The sequence below is a fragment of the Amycolatopsis sp. cg13 genome (assembly GCF_041346965.1).
Lineage (GTDB): Bacteria > Actinomycetota > Actinomycetes > Mycobacteriales > Pseudonocardiaceae > Amycolatopsis.
This window is the reverse complement of the sequence record NZ_CP166848.1, coordinates 6,879,689-6,899,543: the sequence shown is the minus strand read 5'-3', so window position 1 is coordinate 6,899,543 and position 19,855 is coordinate 6,879,689. Positions and strand designations below refer to the sequence as shown.

Genomic DNA, 19,855 nt, shown 5'->3' with positions numbered 1-19,855 from the left:
GCGACACTAGCCGGGCATGTCGTGGGTCGAGCAGTGAATCCCGCCGCCCCCAGCGGCGATCGCGTCGATCGGGACCAGGACGGCCTCCCGGCCGGGGAAGTGCTCGGCCAGGATGCCGCGCGCCCGGTCGTCGGCGGCCTCGTCGCCGAATTTCGGCAGGAACACCGCGCCATTGGCGACGTAGAAATTGGCGTAGGACGACACGAACGCCTCGCCCCGGCCGGTGATCCGGTCCGGGTCGGGCTGGGGCAAGTCGACGACTTCGAGCTTCCGGCCAGCCGCGTCGGCGGCACCGGCCAGCACTCCGCGCGCCTGTTCGGCGGCACGCGACCAGACGTCCGCCGGGGCACCGGGAAACGGCTTGTCCAGCAAGACGACACCGGGCGCGACGTAGCGGACGAGACAGTCGACATGCGCGTCGGTGATGTCCTCGCCTTTCACTCCGGCCAGCCAGATCACGGTGGTGACGCCCAATGTCCGTTTCAGCTCGTCCTCGACGCGCGCGCGGTCCTTGCCCGGGTTGCGATTGTCGTTGACCAACGAGCTTTCGGTGACCAGGAGCGTGCCCCGGCCGTCGGTTTCCAGCGCGCCGCCCTCGGCGACGAGCGGAGCCGCGATGCGAGGCAGTTGATACTTCTCCAGTACGGCCTTGGCCACCGCGCCGTCCCGGGGGTGCTGCTGTTTGCCGCCCCAGCCGTTGAACCCGAAATCGACGCCGGTCAGCTTTCCTGCGTCCCGGACGAAGACCGGGGCCGTGTCGCGGGCCCAGAGGTCGTCCACCGGGATCTCGGCCACCTCGACGTCGGAGCCGACCGCGCTCTGGGCGGCGGCACGGTGTTCGGGACCGGCCAGCAGGACGACCTTTTCGAAACCGGCGACAGCCCGGGCGAGCCCGGCGATGGCGGCCTGGACCGCGGGCAGGTCAGGACCCCAGACGCCGTCCGAAGCAGGCCAGGCCATGAGGGTGCGGGCGTGCTTCTCCCATTCGGCCCCGAACACCCGGCCGGCGGACGCCGCGCCGCTGCTTCCCGGCGACGGTGGTGCGACCGGGGCCGGAGCCGGGGTTTCGGTGCCGCACGCGGCCACGCCCAGCGCGGTGCCGAGCCCTAGCGCGGCGGTGAGCGCGGTGCGGCGGGAAACGAATTCGTGCGTCATCGAGTGAGCTCCAAGCGGGTCGGCGGAGCCTCACTCTGACACTGACTGAAAATTTAGTCAATTTGATCAGCCCAGCTCGGCGGCGATCGCCCCCCGAACGAGGGCGCGCGCCCGCTGGAGGTCGAGGGTCCCGGACAGCCAGCGGTCGGACAGCCCTTCGACCAGCGCCGTCAGCCGCTCGGCGATGTCAGCGGGATCAGTGAGAACGCCCGGCGCCACGACGTCAGCCGAGCGCACTGCCTCGACCAGTTCAGCGATCTCGGCGACCCACAGCCGGGTCGCTTCGGCGAGACGCTCCCGAAGGTCGTCCTCGAAGACGGCGCTGGCCCGCAACTCTCCCCATGCCGTGCTGTTCTCCCGGACCTCGGCGGTGTCCTGCAGTTCCAGCAGCAGCGTCTGCTCCAGCACGGCCCGCGCGTCCGCCGAATCCGGCACCTCCTGCGCGGTGTAACGCTCGGCACGGTCGTTGACGTGATCGAGAGTGGCGCGCAGCAACCCGGCGCGGTCCTTGAAGTGGTAATAAATCAACCCGGTCGACGCGCCGGCCTCCGCGGCGACCTCCTCGACCCGCAGCCCCCGGACGCCGCTTCGGGCGATCATGCCCACCGCGGCCCGCAGGATGCGATCCCGTTTGCCTGCCATCCGCACCTCCATGACTGAAGCTTCAGTCAACACTGTCCAGTCCGGACGAACTTGACGGCTGTCGAGGTGCCGCCCCCGCGGTCCGGTGCCCTGGCCAGTCGCCGAACGTTCCCCGACCGTGCTCGCCGCTATGGCTGGCGGTCACGGCGGGACTTGGCGTTGGCTGCGGCTTCCTCGATTTGACTGCGCCGGGCTGCCCAGAATTCCGCGTCGCGCTCCTGGGCGACGTAACCGGCGGCCGTGCCGGTCGAGCCGTCCAGTTGCTCGCGCAGGATGTCGGCATGCCCGGCGTGCCGACTGGTCTCGGTGAGCAGATGGACCAGGACGGCGAACAGCGTCACCCGAGGTCGCGGCCACCAAGGCACGTGACCGGGCGCATCAAGGGCCAGAGCCGCGATTGTCGCGTCGGAGTGCGCCCAGACGCGCCGGTAGCGGCCGATGACGTCCTCGCGCGTCTCGTCCTCGGCGACCCAAAGATCCGCGCCGCGGTGCGCGACGTCGTCCCATCGGGGCAGAGGTTCGGGGAACGGCCGGTCGAAAACCTCGCCGAGGTACCGGGATTCCCAGAGCGCCAAGTGCTTGACCAACCCGAGAAGGTTGGTGCCGGTCCGAGTCAGCGGACGGCGGATCTCATACTCGCCCAGCCCGTCGAGCTTCCAGAGCAGCACCTCGCGGAGTTCGCGCAGATCGCTGTGCAGGTGCTCCTTCGCGACATCATCGAGCATGCGGCGAGCCTGCCACGCACCACGCACAACCCACGTGACCTACCTCGGGTAGACACCGTCTACATACTTTGATAGACAGTGTCTACAAGATGAACCAGGGGTTACGGAGAGCGGAATGGGTTTCCACACGTTCGTCGCCGTCGGCGACAGCTGCGCTGAGGGGCTGGACGATCCTTACCCGGATCACAGCCAGTACCGCGGCTGGGCGGATTACGTCGCTGGGCGGCTCGCGCGCGACGAGACCTCGTTCCGGTACGCCAATCTCGCCGTTCGCGGGCGGCGGCTCGACCAGATCACCGCGGAGCAGTTGCCCACCGCCGAGCGGCATGAGCCGGATCTGATCGCGTTGTTCGGCGGCGGCAATGACGTGATGAGCCGCGGCTGGGACGCTCGCACGGTCGCGCGGCGCGTGGACACCGCGATCCGGCAGTGCACGCAGATCGCGCCGACCGTCGTCACCTTTACCTTGAGCGACATCGCGCATCGCATGCCGCTCGGCGGGCGGATGCGGCCGCGGGTTACTGCGCTCAATGACGCCATCCGCGAGGCTTCGGTCAGCTACGGCGCGAAGCTCGTCGACCTGTGGCCGGACCAGGCCGCGCACGATTCGCGCTACTTCGGGCCGGATCGGCTGCATCTGTCGCAGGCCGGGCATCTCCGCGTCGCCGGTCATGTGCTCGACCGGCTCGGCGTGGCGCACGACGGCAGCTGGCTGCAGCCGTTGCCCGGCGTTCCGGCCCAGAGCACCGCGATCGCCGACCTGCGCTGGCTGTGGCAAGAAGTACTGCCGGTGGGGATCACGCGGCTGCGCAACCGGCTCATCGGCCGGTCTCCTGGCGACGGCTTCCTGCCGAAGCGCCCGGAGCTGCTGCCCGTAGCCTTCTCCGAAGCTCAGGTATGAGCGCGCGCCAGCGGTTGATCCGCACGGCTGCGGATTTGCTCGTCGGCTCCGGCGTCGAGGCCGTGACGTTGCGCGGTATCGCGAAGGCGGCTGGCGTTTCGCACGGTGCACCGCTTCGCCACTTCTCGGGACGCGCGGAGCTGCTGTCGGCCGTAGCGACGCTTGGCTTCACACAGCTGCTCCAGAGGGGCGCACAGTTGCCCGACGGCACCCCGCGCGAACGTGTCACGGCTGCCTGTCACGCGTACGTCGACTTCGCGGTTACGAACCCCGCCATGTTCGAGCTGATGTTCCGTCGCGACCTCATCGACCCTGAAGAGCCTGGGCTGGTCGCGGCCAGCAGTGCCGTCTTCGACACCTTCGCCGAGTTAGTGCGCCTCGACCGCGCTGAAGCGGACGACGACCGACTTCGTCCGGGTACAGATCCTCGGCTCGTCGCGGCGTCGCTGTGGGGCGCGTTGCACGGTCTCGCACAACTGTGGTTGTGGGGTGGACTGGCGGGAGCGAGCTTCGCGCCTTCGCCGGAATCGGCGTTGGCGGTGACGCTGGACGCGTATCTGGGGTGAAGCTCAGCGGAGAGCCCGGAATCCTCCCCACCCCTGGCTCTCCGCCGAGCAGCGGGAATGGATGACCATTCAGCACCGACCGTAACCGCTCGATCCGCCCCCGGGAATCCACCTCTCGCCGCATCCGCGCGTAAACCCTGGCGGTAGGCGGACTGCCGCGATCGCGGTAGGAAATTGGGAAACCGCCGGTCAGGAAGGTAGTTTCGGGCGCGTGATGCGGATCTGGCGGGCGCGGCCGCTCCTCGCGGATTCGCTGCTGGCGGCTGCGGTCGGACTATTCCTTTTCGCCGGGGCGGCGGTCCACCACGGCTCCCTCGGCGACCGTCCGGGGCTGCCCGGATTGCTGCTCGCGGTGGCGGGCGCGGCGCCGCTGGCGGTCCGGCGCCGCTACCCGATCGGCGTGCTGATCGCGGTCACCGTGCTCGTCGGCGCGTTCGCGCTGGCCGGGTATCGCGCGACGCTCGGCCGTCCCGACGTGCTGATCGCCGCCTACACAGTCTGGGCGCGCTATCCGGTGCGGCAAGCCTGGCCGCCGTCGCTGTTCGCGATGGCCGGTTTCGAGGTGACGCTGCTCGTCAGCGACAGCGCGAACCCGATCGGCGACACCGTGATCGCCGTCTTGCAGGCGTCCGCGACTGTCCTCATTGGACACTCGGTCTACCTCCGCGGGCTCGCCCTGCACGCGACCGCGGAACGTGCCGACCGCGCCGAGCTGGCGGTCGTGGAAGAACGGCTGCGCATCGCCCGCGAGCTGCACGACGTCGTCTCGCACCATCTGTCGGTGATCTCCGTGCAGGCCAACCTCGCGCGGTACGTCTTCGAGTCCGCGCCGGACACCGCGCGCGGCGCGCTCGACACGATCACCGGCACGACCACCGAGGCGCTGGACGAGCTCCGCCGCCTGCTCAGCGTCCTGCGGCCGCCGCATCACGAACCGGGCGAATACCGTCCGCAGCCCGGTCTCGAAGAGCTTCCCGCACTGGTCAGCCGGGTTCGCGAGGCCGGTCTCACGGTACGGCTGCGGGTCACCGGAACGCCGCGGACGTTGCCGTCGGGCCAGCAGCTGTGCGCGTACCGGGTCGCGCAGGAAGCTTTGACGAACGTGCTGAAGCACGCGCCGGATTCGTTCGCCTCGCTGGACGTCGAGTACCTGGCCGACGCGCTGCGGCTGCGCGTGGCCGACTCCGGCGGCGGACCGCGCGCCGACGGCAATCCCGCCGGTCACGGCCTCGTCGGCATGCGCGAGCGGGCGCGTATGTACGGTGGCGAAATCGAAATCGGGCCTCGCGAACCGGCGGGGTTCGAGGTAGTGCTGACCCTCCCGTACCCAGGCCGGACCTCCGGAGAACCCCAGTGACCAGTGTGCTCGTGGTGGACGATCAGGACCTTGTCCGCGCCGGCCTCGTCGCGCTGCTCAACGCCGCGCCGGGCGTCGAGGTGGTCGGCGAAGCGCGCGACGGGCTGGAAGCCGTGCACGAGGCGGCGCGGCTGCGGCCCGAGGTGATCCTGATGGACATCCGGCTGCCCGGCCTCGACGGCGTGTCCGCCACCGCCCGCATCCTCGCCGGTCCGGAGAACCCGCGTGTGCTGATCCTGACCGTCTTCGACCTCGACGAATACGTGTACCGCGCGCTGCGAGCCGGCGCGGCCGGATTCCTGCTCAAGGACAGTCCGCCGGAGACGCTGATCTCCGGCATCCAAGCGGTCGCGCGCGGGGACATGCTGTTCGGCCCGACGATCACGCGGCGGCTGGTCGAGTCGTACACGAGCGCTCCGCCCGCCGAGCCCGCGCCGGAGCTGAGCAGGCTGACCGAGCGCGAACGCGAGGTGCTCCGGCTGGTCGGCACCGGGAAGCCGAACGGGGAGATCGCGGCTCAGCTGCTGGTCAGCGAGGCCACGGTGAAGACCCACCTCAACCGGTTGATGCCCAAACTCGGGATCTCCAGCCGGGCGCAAGCGGTCGTGATCGCTTACGAAACCGGCCTGGTGCGGCCCGGACGGTAGCCGAATTCGTTGCGCAGCACCCGTTCCGCGGCGTGTTGACCGGCCATTCCGTGCACGCCCGGCCCGGGCGGCGTCGCGGCCGAGCACAGGTAGACGCCGCGCAACGGAGTCCGATACGGATCCCAGCGCGGGACCGGCCGCCCGAGCACCTGGCGCATCGTGACCGCGGCGGCCGCGATGTCGCCGCCGACGTAATTGGGGTTATAGGCCTCGAACTCGCTCGCCGGGATCGCGCGCGACGCGAGGATCGTGTCGCGGAAACCCGGAGCGAAGCGTTCGATGCGCCGGATGATCGCCGCGGTCGGATCGAGCGGATCTCCTTGCGGCACATGAGCATAGGCCCAGATCGGCTGCTTGCCGGGGAGACCGCGGGTCGGGTCGGCGGCCATCGGCTGGGACAGGAGGACGAACGGGTCCCTCGCCCGTTTCCCGGACGCTACCGCGTTTTCCGCCGCGTGCACCTCGGCTCGTGTCCCTCCGATGTGGACAGTCCCAGCTTGAGCGAGTTCCCTTTCGCGCCAGGGGATTTCTTCGGAGACCAGGAAGTCGACCTTCGCTGCCGCAGGCCCGTAACGGACTTTCTCCAGCGACTTGCGGTACTGCCCCGGCAGGAGCGGCCCTGCCAGGTCTAGTACGCCTTTGGGCGCTAGGTCCAGCAGTACGGCGCGCGCGTGCGCTAACTCGCGTACGTCGTTGACGCGCGCGTTGGTGCGTACGCGACCACCGTGTGCCTCGATATCGGCGATAAGAGCGTCAGTGATGCGTTGCGAACCGCCTCGGGGAATCGGCCAGCCAGTGGTGTGCGCGAGATGACTCAGCAGTACCGCGATACCGCCGCCGATGAGTGACGGCAGCTTTCCGAGCGCATGCGCCTCGATACCCGCTATCAGCGCTGCTGCTTCCTTGCCCTTGAACGGGTTCACTGTCGCCGCGAGAGCGCGCGTCGCGATGTACGCCGCCGTACGCGGACACGGCGGGCGGCGAAGGTCGCCGAGGAGCACTTCGGTGATCTCAGCGCTGTGCTCGACCAACGGCGTCATGAAGCGCCGCCACCTCGCACCGTCGCTTCCTAGCCGCGCGCAGGTGCGGTCGAGGTCCGCGTACGCGATCGCTGTGGTCTTCTCGTCGATCGGCTGCGCGTACGGGATTTCGGGATGACAGAGGTCGAGATCGAACTGCCGGAGAAACGGCGAAGCCGCGGCCATCGGATGGACCGCCGAGCAGATGTCATGGACAACATCGGAGTCGAACAGGTGCTTCGACCGCGCCCCGCCGCCCGGCTCGCCCGCCGCCTCGTAGACCTCGACCGACAGCCCAGTCCGCGCGAGCACTACGGCCGCGGCCAGGCCGTTCGGCCCCGAGCCGACGACCGCGACGTCCAGCGTGACGGGCGGAGACACGTCCCGAGCCTACGGCTGCGACGAACCGGGCGCCCAGTGTCACTCCCGAACATCTGATCGAATATTGTCGTACCCCACGCCTACCGTGCACCCCATGCCGGTCCGCACGGGCCGCGCCTGCTGGAGAGGGGGGGTCATGCCCGACCACGACACGTTGCTGGAGCGCGTGCGGAAGCTGCTGGCCAAGGCCGAGGACCCGGCCGTCACGCCCGCCGAAGCCGAGCTGTACAACACCAAAGCGGCGCAACTGATCGCGCGGCACGGGATCGACAACGCGATGCTGGCCGCGTCCGGCCAAAGCGGCGACGACATCACCGTGCTGAGGCTGCCGATCGCCAATCCGTACAGCCGGGACAAGGCCAGCCTGCTCACCAGCATCGCCTACCCGTTGCGCTGCCGAACCCTGCTGCACCGAGTCGGCCAAGGGGTCGAAGAGGTCACCGTGTTCGGCTTCCGCACCGATCTCGCGCGGGTCGAGTTGCTGTACACCAGTCTTTTGCTGCAGGCGAGCACGCAGCTCACGCGGGTACGTCCCGAGGAACGGGTGTTCCGCGAATCGCTGGCGGCTTATCGGCGGACGTGGCTGCACGGGTTCGCGCGTGCGGTGCACGAGCGGCTGAGCGTCGCGGAGGAGAACGCCGCCCGGACATACTCCGATGTCGCCGGCGGGAAGTCGGCGGAACTGGTGGTGCGGGACCGGACGGCGTTGGTGCAGCAGGCTTTTGATCGCGAGTACGGAGACCTGCGCTCGGCTGCGCCACGACGGTTGTCGGGATCGGGGTATCGGGAGGGGCACCGGGCCGGGACCCGGGCGAATCTCGACCCGGCCGCGCTGGGGAGGCGGAGGTCGGCACTTCCGGTGCGGTGAGGTCGGTGCCGCTTTCCTGAGCCGCGGTTTGCGAGGGAACCTTACGGCCGCTGATTCCGTGAAGAAGTCCCTCACGGACAAGCGCGCCGGGCAGTGACGGGAGACCGCATGATTCGCATCGAAGACCTTGCCACTCGGCCCGAACTGCGCGGTCCCGCGCTCCAGTTGGGATTCGTCGGCGGGGAGTTCCTCGGCCAAGGCCTCACCGCCGGGTTGGCCAGCTCGAAGCGGATCGCCGCGCACTGGCCCGAGTTCTTCCTGGTCCTCCTCGATGGCGAGGTTCCCGTCGCGCGAGCGGCGGCGATCCCGGTCGCCTTCCCGACCGCGGAACGAACCGAGCTGCCCGACCACGGCTGGGACGGTGCGCTCGTCTGGGCCGCCGAAGACCACCTCGACGGCCGCGAGCCGACCACGCTCGTCGCGCTGGAGGTGTACGTCGCGGAATCCGCGCGCGGGCAAGGGATTGCCGCGCAGGCGCTCGTCGAGCTGAAGAACCGGGCGCGCCGGGCCAGGCTTTCCCGGCTGGTCGTGCCGGTGCGGCCGACCGGCAAACCACCGCTGGAGTCCATTGTGGACTATCTAGACCGGGGCACCGATCCTTGGCTGCGCAGTCACGAGCGGCTCGGTGCGGAGTTCCGGAAGATCGCGCCGTTCGCGATGACCGTCACCGGCACGCTCGCGCAGTGGGAGCAGTGGACCGGCGTCCGCCTCGAAGACGGACACACCGTCGTACCTGGCGGAATCGCACCGGTACTGGCGTCAACGGAGCAGGATCTGGGCGTGTACGTCGAGCCGAACGTCTGGTACGAACACCCGCTCTGATCTACTGCTCCCAGCCAGGCAGCCAAACCCCGTCCCCAGGTTCCTGCCCCGCCACCAGATAATCCCGCAGCTTCAGCACGTCCGGATGCGCTGGCTCCCGCCGCCACAGCAGCGACATCGGATACACCGGCGTCGGGTCGACCACCAGTACGCGGCGGAGGTCGTACTCGTCCGGCCAGAAGTAGCGCGAGCCCGCGCCCACGAAGGTCGACAGGTCCGGCGACGTCGCCAGTTCGTCCAGCATCGTCTCGTTGCCGAAGACCGGACCGGACACGTCGATGGTCAGGTCGAACGCCTCGGACAGCTCCGCGTAGTACGCGCCCCATTCCGTGCTCGCCGACAGCCCGGGCATCCAGATCCGGTGGCCGACCAGTTTCGCGATCGGCACCGACGGCAGGTCGGCGAACGGGTGGCGCGGGCCGACCAGCAGCTCGTGCGCGTCGTAGTCCACCACGCCGCTCGTCACGCCGCCCGGGAGGTCGCGCTTCGGCACCCCACGGAATGCCGCATCGACCGAGCCGGCCGCGACCGCGGCGACGGCGGCGTCGAAGCTCAGCTCGGCACCGGTGGTCACCACCTGCAGCTCCACCTCCGGGAACGCCCGGTGGAAACTCAGCGCCAGTTGCGCCGACTTGGTCCGTCGATTCAGAACGTCCACCCGCAGCGGGCGCATCTCCGGACGTACCGCCGCGAGCGCGCGCTTCTCCGCGTCCAACAGCACCCGCGCGTGCGGCAGAAAGGCCTCGCCGTCGCTGCTCAACCGGGCACCGCGCGCGGTGCGGGTGAACAACTGCACCCCCAGCTCGCGCTCCAGCGCACCGACGCGTTTGGACACCGCTTGCTGCGTGATCCCCAGCTCCGCGGCCGCTTCCTGGAACTGCCCTCCGTCCACGACGGCGACGAAGGTCCGCACGAATTCCAGCTCCACGGGCCAATCCTAAGCGCTCGCGCCGCCCGCCGCGGCCACTTGCCCCAACCCCGCTACTTGTCTGAGGAGTTGTGCTACGCTCCGCCTCGATGTTCACGCGCTTCCTTCTCCTTCGCCGCCACGGCGGGGCCTGACCGGACCGGCCCCCCGCCGTGGGGCAAGCACGCGCGCCGGTCGGCTTCCGACTACATGAAGGACCGCAGATGAACACCGTTTGGAACCGGCAGCGACCCTCCCGCATGCCGTCGCACCGCTACCGCGACGTCTACCAGCGCGTCGACGTCCCCAACACCGGCCGCGCCTGGCCCGGCAACCGCATCACGCACGCTCCCCTCTGGGTGCCGGTCGACCTGCGCGACGGCAACCAGGCGCTGGCCGAGCCGATGGACCCGGCGCGCAAACGCCGGTTCTTCGAGCTGATGATCAGCATGGGGTACAAGGAAATCGAGGTCGGCTATCCGTCCGCCTCGCAGACCGACTACGACTTCGTCCGGCTGCTGGCGGACACCGATCTCGCCCCGGACGACGTCACCATCGTCGTGTTCACCCCGGCGCGGCGCGATCTGATCGAGCGGACCGTGGAGTCCGTCCGCGGCATCCGCAACGACGTCGTCATCCACCTGTACACCGCCACCGCGCCGACCTGGCGCACGGTGGTGCTCGGCCACGATCAGGCGGCGCTGAAAGAACTGATCCTCGACGGTGCCCGCGACGTTCTGCGCGCGGCCGGCGACCTGCCGAACGTCCGTTTCGAGTTCTCCCCCGAGGTCTTCAACCTGACCGAACCGGACTACGTGCTGGAGGTCTGCGACGCGGTCACCGAGACGTGGCAGGCGAGCCCGGACCGTCCGGTGATCCTGAACCTGCCGGCGACCGTCGAGATCGCGACGCCCAATGTGTACGCCGACCAGATCGAGTACATGCACCGCAACCTCGCCCGCCGCGATTCGGTGATCCTGTCCGTGCACCCGCACAACGACCGAGGCACCGGCGTCGCCTGCGCCGAACTCGCCGTGCTGGCCGGGGCCGAACGCGTCGAGGGCTGCATTTTCGGCAACGGCGAGCGCACCGGCAATGTCGACCTGGCGACACTGGCGCTGAACCTGCACGCGCAGGGCGTCGACCCGATGATCGACTTCTCGGACATCGACGAGATCCGCCGCACCGTCGAATACTGCAACCGGATCGAGGTCCACGCACGGCATCCGTACGTCGGCGACCTGGTGCACACCGCGTTCAGCGGCACCCATCAGGACGCGATCAAGAAGGGTTTCGCCGAACATCACGCGCGCGCCGCGGAAACCGGCGTGCCCGCGCGGGAACTGGACTGGCGCGTCCCGTACCTGCCGATCGACCCGGCCGACCTCGGTCGCGACTACGCCGCCGTGATCCGGGTGAACTCGCAGTCCGGCAAGGGCGGAATCGCCTACCTGCTGGAAAGCGAGTACGGGATCACGCTGCCGCGCCGGCTGCAGATCGAGTTCGCGCGCCGCGTCCAGGAGCACACCGACGACTCCGGTCATGAGGTGACCGCGACCGAACTGTGGCAGCTCTTCGAAGCCGCCTACCTGCAGCCGAACCCGGCGATCGCGTTGTCCCGCTTCGAAAACTCGGCCGACGAGCACACCAGCATCACCCTGCGCGTCGACGGAACCGAGCACACCACCACGCACACCGGAACCGGGCCGGTCGAAGCGCTCACCGCGGCGCTCGGCGCGCACGGGCGGAAGGTCGACATCGTGGCGCTGCACCAAACGAGCATCGGCTCCGGCAATGACAGCGAAGCGTTGACACTGCTGGAATACCGCACCGACAGCGGTACACAGTGGACAGCTGGACGGGACCGTTCCGTACTCGCGGCCAGCCTGACCGCAGTGGTCAACGCCGCCTGACCCCAGCGGTGCGAGCGCAGACGGACACTGCGCTCGCACCGCTTTCAGCCGCCCCCGCGCAGAAACGCCAGCACTGCCAGCACGCGCCGGTTTCCGTCGTCCGTCGGCGGAAGGTCGAGTTTCAACAGGATGCTCCCCACGTGCTTGCCCACCGCCGCGTCGGACACCACCAGCCGCCGGGCGATCGACGCGTTGGAATGGCCCTCGGCGATCAGCGACAGGACCTCCCGCTCCCGCGCCGACAGCCGGGCGATCGGGTCGGCTCGGCGGCGCAGCAACTGGCGCACCACCTGCGGATCCACCGCCGTCCCGCCGTCGACGACCTGGCGCAGCGTCCCGACGAATTCCTCGACGTCGACCACCCGGTCCTTGAGCAGGTAGCCGACGCCGCGCCCCTCGGCGGAATCGAGCAACTCGGCCGCGTGATGGTGTTCGACGTACTGGCTCAGCACCACTACGGCCAGCTCCGGCCGCGTGCGCCGCAGCTCGACCGCGGCGCGCAAGCCCTCGTCCGAATGCCCGGGCGGCATCCGGATGTCGGTGAGCACCAGGTCCGGATCGTGCTCGCGCACGGCGGCGTGCAGCCCCTCGGCATCGCCCACCGCGGCGACGACCTCGAAGCCGAACCGCTCCAGCAACCCGCACAATCCCTCGCGCAGCAGCACCTCGTCTTCGGCGAGGACGACCCGCATCGGCTCTCCCCTCAGCACGGCAGCTCCGCTCGCACGACGGTCGGCCCGCCGACCGGACTGCGCACCCACATCCGCCCGCCCAGCACGGCGACCCGGTCGCTCAACCCGGTGATCCCGGTCCCTCGTGCCGGATCAGCACCTCCTGCCCCGTTGTCCCATACCTCAAGGGTAAGGACCCGACCGACAATTTTGGCGGTCACCGAGGCGCAGCTGGCCGCGGAATGCTTGGCGACATTGGTCAGCGACTCGGCCACCACGAAGTACGCGGTGGATTCCACCGGCTCCGGCAACCGCGAAGGCACCGCCACATCAACGGTGACCGGCACCGCGCAACCGTCGGCGAGTTCCTCCAACGCGGCGGGCAAGCCGAGTTCGGCGAGCGCCCGCGGGTGGATTCCGTTGATCAGCTCACGCAGCTCGACCATCAGCTTCTTGGCCTGATCGTGCGCGTCCGACACCGCCTTCGCCGCCGCCGAATCCGGCGGCAGGTCGACCTTCGCGAGCCCCAGTTGCAAGCTCAGCCCGACCAGGCGTTGCTGCGCCCCGTCGTGCAGATCGCGTTCGATGCGCTTGCGTTCCGCGTCGAAGGCCGACAACAGCCGCGTACGGGATTGCGACACCTCGGTCAGCTCGCCACGCAGCTTCTCGGCCGCACCGTCGGTGAGCAGCGAACGGGCCAGCATCGCGTGCAGGCCAGCACATCCGGACAACAGATAGCCCGACAGCACGAGCAGCACCACTCCGCCCAGCGCGTACGGAACGGCCCCTCCCGGAGTGGAAACTTCAGTGAAGCCAATCGAAATCGTGTCGTTCGCGTTCACCAGCAGCGGACTGGCCACCAAAACCACCGCGAACAGCGCCACCATCCCGGCGACCGCGTACACCGCGGGAATCGCGGTGCACAACAGAACCGCGTAGCCGAGTTCGCGCCACGACGCCGGTTCGGTGTAGCGCGCCCGCATTCGGGGCCACCAGCCCGGTTCGCTGACGGGTCCAAAGGGGACAGTCACCGGGTTGAGGTCGACCATGCGCAACCGCTGCCGTTCGACCCCGGCCACCACCGCCGCCCACGCCGGACCCGCGCTCAGGAACAGCAGCATGCCGAACACTGAGAACACCGCGACCAGCGCCAGGTTCGAGGTCTGCCCCTGCACGACCCGGCTGACCAGAACCGCGAGCGGCAGCAGGCAGAACCCGAACGGAAGCCCGAACAGCAACGTCATCGGGCCGGTGCTCAGCCCGTACAGCAACGCCCGCCACGGCCAAGAGGAAATCAGGAATGTCCGCCGCGCCAAGGCATCCAGTACGGTGCGCGGTTTCGCGGTGGGAGAGACGGTAGGCACGTGATCCAGATTAGCCAGCGCGGCGCCCGGCTTCGATCGGTTTGCCCGTAGTCTCGCAGGTAGGGCTAGGCATACCACGGCGGCGGATTGTCGGCCCTGGCGAGCAAGCGGCGCAACGGCGTACGCGTGAACATCCGCATCACCATCGCGTTCAGCCGCACCTGCCGAGCGGTGCCGGGAGCCCACCGTTTCAACATCGCTGGGGTCGCGTCCCGGTGTCCCCAGTGGACGAACCGGCGCATCCGGGTTTCGTAACTGCCGAGGTCGCCTGCTTCGGCAGCGGCGGCCAACGCCTCCGCGCCCATGATCGCCATCGCGGTGCCGAGCCCGGTCATCGGCGAGCCCGCCCACGCCGTATCGCCGAGCAGCACCATCCGCCTGGCCGACCACGACGGTGCGGTGACTTTCACCAGCTCGTCACAGTGGAAACCAGGGTCGTGCGCGATCGCGTCGAGCACCGACGGCAGGTGCCAATCGCCCGCGATCCCGGCCTGCTTAATGCTGTCCGTGATGAATTTCCGTTGTGCCCCAACGTCTCTGGCAAGGTCTTCGCGTCGAGGCGCCCGTACGGCGATCAAGGCTTGGCCACCGACGCGGCCCGGCCGGATGGCGACCATCACACCGCCTCCCGCAGCGAACATCCGCATGTCCACACCGAATTCGCGGGGATACGGCACCGCGACGAAGGCGAGATAGCCGCCCAAGTACCGCGCCTCCGCAGCCGGAAACCATCGTGTCCGCGAAGAAGATCGCGTGCCCTCGGCGATCACCAGGAGATCCGCGTCGATCCGGCGACCGCGGCTGGTCTCCACCCGCACTCCGCTGGCGGTGAAGTCCGCGTCCACCAGGTGTTCTCCATAGTGAACTTCCGCAGGGGACGCCTTCGCCAGCACCGCGTTCAGGTCCTCACGGCCGACCTCGACGTCGGCCACGATCCCGCCGACCTGCGCGGGCATCCGCCACAACTCGCCCCCGTCCCGACCGACCGCGACCATCCGCTCCTCTGCCACCCGCACCGCGCGCACATCCTCGAGCAGCCCCCACTCGCGGAGCACGTCCTGACTGTGCCCGCGCAGATCCACCGTGTGCCCGCCGATCCGCGGACCGTCCGCCCGTTCGAGCACGGTGGCGCTGATCCCGCGACGGCCCAGCGCCACCCCCAACGCGTTCCCGGCGATCCCGCCCCCACTGATCACGATTTTCACTGGTCCGACGGTAGCGGCGGATTAGTACATTGTGCAAGACGTTGTGCAAAACATCGTCTGAGACAGCCGGGTAAGGTGTTCGCCGTGGGTAACCGAGAGGATCTCCTGGAGGCCGCACGCGCCTGCTTGCGCGAGCGCGGCCTGAGCACGACGGCACGCGACATCGCGTCCGAAGCAGGCGTCAGCCTGGCCGCGATCGGCTACCACTTCGGCACGAAAGACGCGCTGCTCGCGCAAGCCGCCAACGAAGCCATCGGCGACGCGCTGGGTGCCTGGATCGAGAAAACTCTCGGCGAGACCCCAGCCGGAGCCGACCCCGGCACAACCTTCGCCGAGTTCTGCGGACGACTGCCCGAGGCGTTCGCCTCAGTGCAGACCCACCTGCTGACGTCCCTGGAACACCTCACCCGCCTCGTCCGCACGGGCGATTCGCCGACGACGATGGCTCCGGCGATGCGGCAAAGCACCGACGCGCTCACGAAGATCCTCGGTGCCGTCCATCCGCAGCTTCCGCCGTCCGAACTGGACGGACTGGCGCAGCTGTACCACGTCGCGATCAACGGCGCGTCCCTGATCTGGCTCGCCGCACCGGACTCCGCGCCAACCGCCGAGCACTACCAGCACGCGGTCGCGGCATTGACTTCGAGTTAAGTTGAGGTTCTACCTTCGGCGTCGTGACCGAAACGACTGACGCCGGAGTGCGGCGCCCACCAAAGTCCTTGCTGGCGACGCTGCTCGGCGTCAGCACCATGACCATCATGGCCAGCGCCACCATCACTCCCGCGCTGCCCGGCATGCAACAGCACTTCGCCGCCGAACCGCACGCGGAACTTCTCGTCCGGCTGGTGCTCACGCTGCCCGGGCTGGCGATCATGGTGTCCGCACCGTTGCTGGCCAAGCTGAGCGGCCGGACCGGACGCGTGCCGCTGCTGGTCGCCTGCCTCGCGCTCTACACCGTCGGCGGCGGATCCGGTCTGCTACTGGATTCTCTCCCCGCGCTGCTCGTCGGACGGGCCGTGCTCGGGATCGGCATCGCCGGGATCATGACCACGTCGACCGCGTTGATCGCCGATCACCACCACGCTGACGAGCACGGCCGGGTTCTCGGATTGCAAGGCGCGGCAATGGGTTTCGGCGGCGTCGTCGCACTGCTGCTCGGCGGCTTGCTGGCCGCGGTGGACTGGCGAGGACCGTTCGCCATCTACCTGCTGGCGGTTCCGATGTTGGCCCTCGTGCTGCGCTTCGTGCCGGACGCACCCGTCCAGCCGGCCGATCCGACGGACCCCACCACAGCCGCGTCACCCTGGCAGCCACGGCTGCTCGGGTTGTACGCGCTGATCTTCATCGGCGTTGTCGTCTTCTACACCGTTCCGACGCAAGCCCCGTTCTGGCTGGCGGAAGTCGGCGGCGCGGGACCGGCCGTCGCGGGAGCGTTGATCGCCGCGGTCAACCTGGTGATGACCTTGGTGGGCTTGAACTTCCGCCGGCTGCGCGCCCGCTGGTCCTTCCCGACGCTGGCGATCACGATGTTCGCCGCGTTCGCCGTCGGGCTGGTCGTGCTCGGCACCGCTGGTGCGTTGTGGACCGCCGCACTCGGCATGGTCGTGGTCGGACTTGGCATCGGGCTGCAGAACCCGACCGTCAACGGCTGGCTGGTCTCGACGGCCGCACCCGGCGTGCGGACGAGGTCGCTGGGATTGCTGACGTCCGCGTTGTTCCTCGGGCAGTTCTCGTCGCCGCTGATCGCGCAGCCGGTGATCGACGCCGTCGGAATGGGGACGACGTTCGTCCTTTCCGGAGTGTTAGCCGCGGTCGTCGGCGTTGTCGTGGCGGCTATTCACTGGCGGCGGGTTCCGAAACGTAGTCCGCGACCTGAGCGTGCGTAGCGAACCAGACCCCGTCGTGCGAAGCGATGTGCTCCAGCAGTTCGGTGAGAACCGCGATGCGGGAACGATGTCCGATGACGTGCGGATGCATGGTGAGCTGGAAAAGTCCACCGTCAGCCAGAGCGAGGTCGAACTCGTCGCGCCAGATCGACAACACTCCCTGTGGCGGGGTGTACGGGCGCTGCGAGCCGAAGCGATTCATCGTGAAATACGGGGCGTCGTCACGGATCCACTCCACCGGAAGCTCGACGACGCCGGTCGGCTCACCGTCAGCGAGGATCTCGTAGCAGTCGTCGTCCGCCATCAGCGACGAGTCGTAGGCCAGGCCCAGTTCCCGGATGATCGGGAGGGTGGTTGCGGAAAAGTCCCAGGACGGGGTGCGGATGCCGACTGGACGCGTGTCAGTGAGCCGTTCCAAGGTGTCCGCGGCCCGGAAGGTGAGCTCGCGTTCGGCTGAGGGCGGCAGTTGAGCATTGATTTCGTGGATCCAGCCGTGCAGCGCGACCTCGTGTCCGGCGTCCACATAGGACTGCGCCTCGCCATCGTGCAGCAACGCCGACACCGCGGGCACGAAGAACGTCGAAGGCGCCCCGAACCGCTCAAGCAGCTTCAACACTCGCGGCACGCCGACCCGCGAGCCGTACTCCCCCTGCGACAGCTTGCCCGGCAGCACGTGACCGTCGCGCAGCGCGAGCGTCTCGTGGTCCGAATCAAACGACAACGCCACCGCTACCTTCGCGCCGCCCGGCCAGGATTCCGGCCGCAACGGCCGCCCAGCACGCACGCGGCCGACGTGGTCCCGCCAGGTCTGCTCGCTCCACTGCCACGGTTCGGTCATGCTTCCTCCCCAAGACGACGCGCGCCCTCATCGTATCGCTGTGCCACGATGAGGCACATGCGCGACGAAGAGGCCGACAAGCCGGGTGTCCGGTCGATGAACAGCGTCCTCAGCACGCTGCGAGTCTTCGAAGAAGTCGCCCAGCGACAGCCGGTCGGCGTCTCCGAACTGGCGCGCTCCACGGAGATCCCGAAGAGCACCGTCCAGCGCGGCCTGATCACACTTCAGCAGGCGGGATGGCTGAAGGTCGTGGACGAGGAACGCGCGCGCTGGGGTGTCGCGCCGAGGGTGCTGGCGCTCGGGTTGCGCGACTGCGGGAAGCCGGACCTCAAGGAGATCGCAGACCCGGTCATCAAGCGGCTCGCGGCCGGGACGAACGAAACCGTCATGCTGGCCGAACGCGACGGCGACAGTCTCGTCGTCGTCGCCAGCCAGGACACCGACCAGATCGTGCGAGTCGTGCTGGATGTCGGCACGCGGGTGCCGCTGCTCGCCACGTCCGGCGGCACGGCGATCATGGCGCTGCTCGACGAATCCGAGGTCGATGAGCTGTTCACGCACGAACTTCCCGAGTTCGCCCAGACCCCGGCACCGGATTTCGCCGCGCTCCGTCGTGACATCGCGCAGGCCGCAAAGCGCGGGTACGCGCTCAACGGGTCCTCGTCGTGGTTCCGCCCGCAGGTGTCGTCGATCGGCGCGGCCATCACGAATCCGGCCGGACAGCCGGTGGCGGCGATCACACTCGCCGTGCCCGATACCAGGTACACCCGCGTGCAGGAGAAGACTTTCGCGCCGCTGGTCGTGGCCGCCGCGGCCGAGGTCAGCCGTCTGCTTGCCGCTGGCTGACCAGCACGTGTGCCGCGATGCGGAATGAGGCGTACCGTGTAGTGGCATGAGCGAGTTCAGCGCGTCCAGCGCGGAGTTCCCGGAAAGCACGCCGTTGCGCTTGCGCGACGTCACCTTCCGCAACCGCGTCTGGATGTCCCCGATGGCGCAGTACGCGGCCGACCCGGACGGTCTGCCGACCGAATGGCATCTGGCGCATTACGGCTCCCGCGCGATCGGCGGCGTCGGGCTGGTCATGGTCGAGGCCACCGCGATCAGCCCGGACAACCGATGCACCTTGGCCGATCTCGGGCTCTGGAACGAAGAACAGGCGCTGGCGCACCGGAAGCTCACGTCGTTCGTCTCCGGCCACGGCGCGGTGCCCGCGGTGCAGCTGAACGCCGTGGGTCGCAAGGGATCGCACCAGGTCCCGTGGGTCGGCGACGGCCAGAACGAACCGGTGCCGGTCGCCGACGGCGGCTGGGAACTGATCGCACCGTCGGCGATCCCGTTCGGCAATCTGGCGATGCCCCGCCCGGCCGCCTCGGCGGACTTGGACCGGGTCGTCGAGGAGTTCGCGCACGCGACCCGGATGGCCGAGCTGGCCGGTTACCAGGCCGTCGAAATCCATGCCGGGCACGGGTATCTGCTGCACCAGTTCCTGTCCCCGCTGTCCAATCAGCGCACCGACGAGTACGGCGGGAGTTCGCGGAACCGGATGCGCTTCCCGCTGCGCGTGGCCCGCGCCGTGCGGGAGGCGTTCCCCGAGGACAAGCCGGTGTTCGTCCGCATCACCGCCACCGACTGGGTCGAGGAGAGCATCACGATCGACGACGCGGCCGAGTTCGCCAAGGAACTGGCGGCCATTGGGATCGACCTTCTCGACGTCACCTCTGGCGTGCTCGTGCGCGATCGGGGTGCCCGGCCACCGGATCGGAAGGGCTTGAACGTCGATTTCGCCGCCGCACTCAAGGAAGCGTCCGGGCTGGCTGTCGCGCCAGTCGGCCAGATCACCGACCTCGCCACGGCGGGCCAGGTCATCCGCGAGGGCAAGGCCGACGCTGTCCTGCTGGGACGCCCGCTGCTGCGCGATCCGTACCTCGCCTTGCGAAACCAGCCCAAAGAGACCTGGCCCGTCCGCTACCAGCGCGCTTTCTGACGAG

20 protein-coding genes are annotated in these 19,855 nt (G+C 69.0%); 11 read left to right on the top strand and 9 right to left on the bottom strand.

Annotated elements, in window-relative coordinates:
• Positions 1–6 precede the first annotated feature (6 nt).
• From AB5I40_RS32425 to AB5I40_RS32415, 3 genes are all read right to left on the bottom strand, one after another.
• Positions 7–1,155 (bottom strand): agmatine/peptidylarginine deiminase, encoded by a 1,149-nt coding sequence (locus AB5I40_RS32425; protein WP_370934014.1) that lies wholly within the window; start codon positions 1,153–1,155, stop codon positions 7–9.
• 66 nt (positions 1,156–1,221) lie between these two features.
• Positions 1,222–1,797, bottom strand: coding sequence for a TetR/AcrR family transcriptional regulator (locus AB5I40_RS32420; RefSeq protein WP_370934013.1), 576 nt, complete (start codon positions 1,795–1,797; stop codon positions 1,222–1,224).
• A gap of 128 nt (positions 1,798–1,925) precedes the next feature.
• Positions 1,926–2,522, bottom strand: a complete 597-nt coding sequence (locus tag AB5I40_RS32415) for a DinB family protein (protein ID WP_370934012.1) — start codon at positions 2,520–2,522, stop codon at positions 1,926–1,928.
• Positions 2,523–2,637: 115 nt separating this feature from the next.
• Between AB5I40_RS32415 and AB5I40_RS32410 the strand changes: the two genes are divergently transcribed.
• From AB5I40_RS32410 to AB5I40_RS32395, 4 genes are all read left to right on the top strand, one after another.
• Positions 2,638–3,423, top strand: a complete 786-nt coding sequence (locus AB5I40_RS32410; RefSeq protein WP_370934011.1) for an SGNH/GDSL hydrolase family protein — start codon at positions 2,638–2,640, stop codon at positions 3,421–3,423.
• Positions 3,420–3,989 (top strand): TetR/AcrR family transcriptional regulator, encoded by a 570-nt coding sequence (locus AB5I40_RS32405; RefSeq protein WP_370934010.1) that lies wholly within the window; start codon positions 3,420–3,422, stop codon positions 3,987–3,989. Before AB5I40_RS32410 ends, AB5I40_RS32405 begins: the two co-directional genes overlap by 4 nt.
• 214 nt (positions 3,990–4,203) lie before the next feature.
• Positions 4,204–5,346, top strand: coding sequence for a sensor histidine kinase (locus AB5I40_RS32400; protein ID WP_370940658.1), 1,143 nt, complete (start codon positions 4,204–4,206; stop codon positions 5,344–5,346).
• Entirely contained in the window at positions 5,343–5,993 is a 651-nt protein-coding gene (locus tag AB5I40_RS32395) for a response regulator (RefSeq protein WP_370934009.1), read from the top strand. Before AB5I40_RS32400 ends, AB5I40_RS32395 begins: the two co-directional genes overlap by 4 nt.
• Here AB5I40_RS32395 and AB5I40_RS32390 read toward each other — a convergent pair.
• Positions 5,960–7,393: a phytoene desaturase family protein gene (locus tag AB5I40_RS32390; protein WP_370934008.1), complete on the bottom strand. Its 1,434-nt coding sequence runs from the start codon at positions 7,391–7,393 to the stop codon at positions 5,960–5,962. The genes AB5I40_RS32395 and AB5I40_RS32390 overlap by 34 nt on opposite strands.
• A gap of 136 nt (positions 7,394–7,529) precedes the next feature.
• Between AB5I40_RS32390 and AB5I40_RS32385 the strand changes: the two genes are divergently transcribed.
• Both AB5I40_RS32385 and AB5I40_RS32380 read left to right on the top strand, forming a co-directional pair.
• Positions 7,530–8,261 carry a DUF2786 domain-containing protein gene (locus tag AB5I40_RS32385; RefSeq protein ID WP_370934007.1) on the top strand — a complete coding sequence of 244 codons (732 nt, stop codon included), beginning with the start codon at positions 7,530–7,532 and terminating at the stop codon, positions 8,259–8,261.
• Between the two features lie 108 nt (positions 8,262–8,369).
• Entirely contained in the window at positions 8,370–9,083 is a 714-nt protein-coding gene (locus tag AB5I40_RS32380) for a GNAT family N-acetyltransferase (RefSeq protein ID WP_370934006.1), read from the top strand.
• A gap of 1 nt (position 9,084) precedes the next feature.
• Here the strand turns inward: AB5I40_RS32380 and AB5I40_RS32375 are convergent, their stop codons facing one another.
• Positions 9,085–10,011, bottom strand: coding sequence for a LysR family transcriptional regulator (locus AB5I40_RS32375; RefSeq protein ID WP_370934005.1), 927 nt, complete (start codon positions 10,009–10,011; stop codon positions 9,085–9,087).
• Positions 10,012–10,214: 203 nt separating this feature from the next.
• On the opposite strand from AB5I40_RS32375, the gene AB5I40_RS32370 reads away from it, so the two are divergent.
• A complete protein-coding gene (locus AB5I40_RS32370; RefSeq protein WP_370934004.1) occupies positions 10,215–11,903 on the top strand; it encodes a 2-isopropylmalate synthase in 1,689 nt (562 codons plus the stop codon).
• A gap of 44 nt (positions 11,904–11,947) precedes the next feature.
• On the opposite strand, the gene AB5I40_RS32365 is transcribed toward AB5I40_RS32370, so the two are convergent.
• The 3 genes from AB5I40_RS32365 to AB5I40_RS32355 form a co-directional block, all read right to left on the bottom strand.
• The gene (locus AB5I40_RS32365) at positions 11,948–12,595 is read right to left on the bottom strand and encodes a response regulator (protein WP_370934003.1); all 648 of its coding nucleotides are present in this window, start codon (positions 12,593–12,595) and stop codon (positions 11,948–11,950) included.
• Between the two features lie 11 nt (positions 12,596–12,606).
• Positions 12,607–13,938 carry a sensor histidine kinase gene (locus AB5I40_RS32360; protein WP_370934002.1) on the bottom strand — a complete coding sequence of 444 codons (1,332 nt, stop codon included), beginning with the start codon at positions 13,936–13,938 and terminating at the stop codon, positions 12,607–12,609.
• Positions 13,939–14,003: 65 nt separating this feature from the next.
• Entirely contained in the window at positions 14,004–15,143 is a 1,140-nt protein-coding gene (locus tag AB5I40_RS32355; protein WP_370934001.1) for an FAD-dependent oxidoreductase, read from the bottom strand.
• An 84-nt stretch (positions 15,144–15,227) separates the two neighbouring features.
• On the opposite strand from AB5I40_RS32355, the gene AB5I40_RS32350 reads away from it, so the two are divergent.
• The gene (locus AB5I40_RS32350; protein ID WP_370934000.1) at positions 15,228–15,794 is read left to right on the top strand and encodes a TetR/AcrR family transcriptional regulator; all 567 of its coding nucleotides are present in this window, start codon (positions 15,228–15,230) and stop codon (positions 15,792–15,794) included.
• 23 nt (positions 15,795–15,817) lie between these two features.
• Positions 15,818–17,029 (top strand): MFS transporter, encoded by a 1,212-nt coding sequence (locus AB5I40_RS32345; RefSeq protein WP_370933999.1) that lies wholly within the window; start codon positions 15,818–15,820, stop codon positions 17,027–17,029.
• Here AB5I40_RS32345 and AB5I40_RS32340 read toward each other — a convergent pair.
• Positions 16,977–17,867 (bottom strand): polysaccharide deacetylase, encoded by an 891-nt coding sequence (locus AB5I40_RS32340; RefSeq protein WP_370933998.1) that lies wholly within the window; start codon positions 17,865–17,867, stop codon positions 16,977–16,979. The genes AB5I40_RS32345 and AB5I40_RS32340 overlap by 53 nt on opposite strands.
• 57 nt (positions 17,868–17,924) lie before the next feature.
• On the opposite strand from AB5I40_RS32340, the gene AB5I40_RS32335 reads away from it, so the two are divergent.
• A complete protein-coding gene (locus AB5I40_RS32335) occupies positions 17,925–18,713 on the top strand; it encodes an IclR family transcriptional regulator (protein WP_370933997.1) in 789 nt (262 codons plus the stop codon).
• Between the two features lie 46 nt (positions 18,714–18,759).
• A complete protein-coding gene (locus AB5I40_RS32330; RefSeq protein WP_370933996.1) occupies positions 18,760–19,851 on the top strand; it encodes an NADH:flavin oxidoreductase/NADH oxidase in 1,092 nt (363 codons plus the stop codon).
• Positions 19,852–19,855: the final 4 nt, after the last annotated feature.

Coding starts and splice junctions, on each gene's coding strand:
- AB5I40_RS32370 (WP_370934004.1), top strand. CDS start 10,215: ATGAACACCGTTTGGAACCGGCAGCGACCCTCCCGCATGCCGTCGCAC.
- AB5I40_RS32330 (WP_370933996.1), top strand. CDS start 18,760: ATGAGCGAGTTCAGCGCGTCCAGCGCGGAGTTCCCGGAAAGCACGCCG.
- AB5I40_RS32400 (WP_370940658.1), top strand. CDS start 4,204: ATGCGGATCTGGCGGGCGCGGCCGCTCCTCGCGGATTCGCTGCTGGCG.
- AB5I40_RS32415 (WP_370934012.1), bottom strand. CDS start 2,522: ATGCTCGATGATGTCGCGAAGGAGCACCTGCACAGCGATCTGCGCGAA.
- AB5I40_RS32380 (WP_370934006.1), top strand. CDS start 8,370: ATGATTCGCATCGAAGACCTTGCCACTCGGCCCGAACTGCGCGGTCCC.
- AB5I40_RS32385 (WP_370934007.1), top strand. CDS start 7,530: ATGCCCGACCACGACACGTTGCTGGAGCGCGTGCGGAAGCTGCTGGCC.
- AB5I40_RS32340 (WP_370933998.1), bottom strand. CDS start 17,867: ATGACCGAACCGTGGCAGTGGAGCGAGCAGACCTGGCGGGACCACGTC.
- AB5I40_RS32365 (WP_370934003.1), bottom strand. CDS start 12,595: ATGCGGGTCGTCCTCGCCGAAGACGAGGTGCTGCTGCGCGAGGGATTG.
- AB5I40_RS32410 (WP_370934011.1), top strand. CDS start 2,638: ATGGGTTTCCACACGTTCGTCGCCGTCGGCGACAGCTGCGCTGAGGGG.
- AB5I40_RS32420 (WP_370934013.1), bottom strand. CDS start 1,797: ATGGCAGGCAAACGGGATCGCATCCTGCGGGCCGCGGTGGGCATGATC.
- AB5I40_RS32405 (WP_370934010.1), top strand. CDS start 3,420: ATGAGCGCGCGCCAGCGGTTGATCCGCACGGCTGCGGATTTGCTCGTC.
- AB5I40_RS32335 (WP_370933997.1), top strand. CDS start 17,925: ATGCGCGACGAAGAGGCCGACAAGCCGGGTGTCCGGTCGATGAACAGC.
- AB5I40_RS32425 (WP_370934014.1), bottom strand. CDS start 1,155: ATGACGCACGAATTCGTTTCCCGCCGCACCGCGCTCACCGCCGCGCTA.